The organism is Micromonospora sp. M51 (genome assembly GCF_018070305.1).
GTDB classification, from domain to species: domain Bacteria; phylum Actinomycetota; class Actinomycetes; order Mycobacteriales; family Micromonosporaceae; genus Micromonospora; species Micromonospora parva.
Map to the genome: position 1 here is coordinate 1 of NZ_JAGPXZ010001140.1, position 1,321 is coordinate 1,321.

Here is a 1,321-nt window from a genome sequence, read left to right on the forward strand (position 1 = left end):
GGCGCAGGTCCAGCCGGGCCCAGGGGGTGATGGCCGCGCGCAGCTCGGCCAGCACCTCCCGCAACCCGGCGGCGCCCAACAGCAGCGGCTCACCCCCGTGGAGCACCACGTGCACGACCGGCACCCCGTGCTCGCGGGCGTGCTCGGCGATGCGCCGCGCGGCTCGGCGGACCGTGGCCGGCGGCATTCGCGCCGGGCGGCCACGCCAGGTCTGGTCGGCGTGCTGGTAGATGTAGCAGTGGTCGCAGCTGAGGTCACACCGGCTGTGCACCTTCAGCACGAACTGGCTGATCCGCCGGCATGATCCGCCCACTCCGGGTGGACCGCACCGGCAGACCATCACTCAGATGGACGAGTTGAAGGCGGCGACGGCGACGACACCGGACGGCACGGAGCCGGTCGTGACGACGCGCCTGCGCACCGCCTCAACCAGATCGGCGTGCTCGACAGTGATCCGTTCCAGCGGGGTGTGCAGGCTACGGGTGAGATCGTCTAGGTCGGGACGGGTGGGGCGGGCGGGGGCATGGTCCACAATGAGTCTCCGGGGGCCCGGGGCGCTGGGAGCGCGAGCGGCGGCTGTGGCTCGAACGGCTCTGGTCCGTGACCAGGATAGACAAATATCGACCCAGTGTCACCGTCGGTACCACCGCCGGCACGGCGAGTGGCAGACCACGGTGGACGAAGGAGGAGCTCACATGTGCCGGAGCATCAAGACGCTGCGTGAACCGTTCACCCCGCAGGTGACCGACGCGGATGTCGAGGCGGCGGCGTTGCAGTACGTCCGGAAGATCTCTGGCTTCCGGGCGCCCGCCGCGCACAACGCCGCCGCGTTCGACGCCGCGGTGGCCGCCGTGGCCGGGGCGACGCGCACCCTGCTCGACCAACTCGTGGTGCGGGGCGCCGGAGCGGGCGTCACCGACCGGTCGGCCCCCGCCGCCAACTGATCGCCGCCCACCGGCACGGCACCCGGCCGGGCCTGACCCTGGGCAGGGTCAGGCCGCGGCGAGTGCCGGGGCGACGGTGTCCGGCGCCCAGCGCGAACGGTGACACTGCGACCAGCCCCGGCATCCCGGGTCACCCAGCGAGCAGAGCCGCATCTTGCTGAGCACCTCACCGTCGTCGGTGTCCCGCACGTCGAAGTGCACCGGACGGACCGTGCCGTCCGGGGCGACGAGCAGGTGCCGGCCCGCGTCGAGCGTGTCGTCGCGCAACAGGCAGTTGCGGCCCAGCAGTCGGGCCAGCGCGGCGATGCCCGCGTGCTCGGAGAGCTGCTCGGGCACCCCGTAGCAGTCCACCACCGTCGCGAACTCGCCCGGCGGCT

The 1,321-nt window shown here is 72.8% G+C and carries 4 protein-coding genes; 1 reads left to right on the forward strand and 3 read right to left on the reverse strand.

Annotated features, from left to right (window positions below; translation table 11 throughout):
* Together KBX53_RS33140 and KBX53_RS33145 are read right to left on the reverse strand one after the other, a co-directional pair.
* The coding region (locus tag KBX53_RS33140; RefSeq protein ID WP_210863799.1) for a radical SAM protein at positions 1 to 340 on the reverse strand (340 nt) is incomplete at its 3' end.
* A 3-nt stretch (positions 341 to 343) separates the two neighbouring features.
* The gene (locus KBX53_RS33145; protein ID WP_030336759.1) at positions 344 to 532 is read right to left on the reverse strand and encodes a hypothetical protein; all 189 of its coding nucleotides are present in this window, start codon (positions 530 to 532) and stop codon (positions 344 to 346) included.
* 163 nt (positions 533 to 695) lie between these two features.
* Between KBX53_RS33145 and KBX53_RS33150 the strand changes: the two genes are divergently transcribed.
* A complete protein-coding gene (locus KBX53_RS33150; RefSeq protein WP_030336761.1) occupies positions 696 to 944 on the forward strand; it encodes a DUF2277 family protein in 249 nt (82 codons plus the stop codon).
* A 48-nt stretch (positions 945 to 992) separates the two neighbouring features.
* Here KBX53_RS33150 and KBX53_RS33155 read toward each other — a convergent pair.
* Positions 993 to 1,321 (reverse strand): hypothetical protein (locus tag KBX53_RS33155; RefSeq protein ID WP_210863801.1); only part of this gene is annotated, 329 nt, incomplete at its 5' end.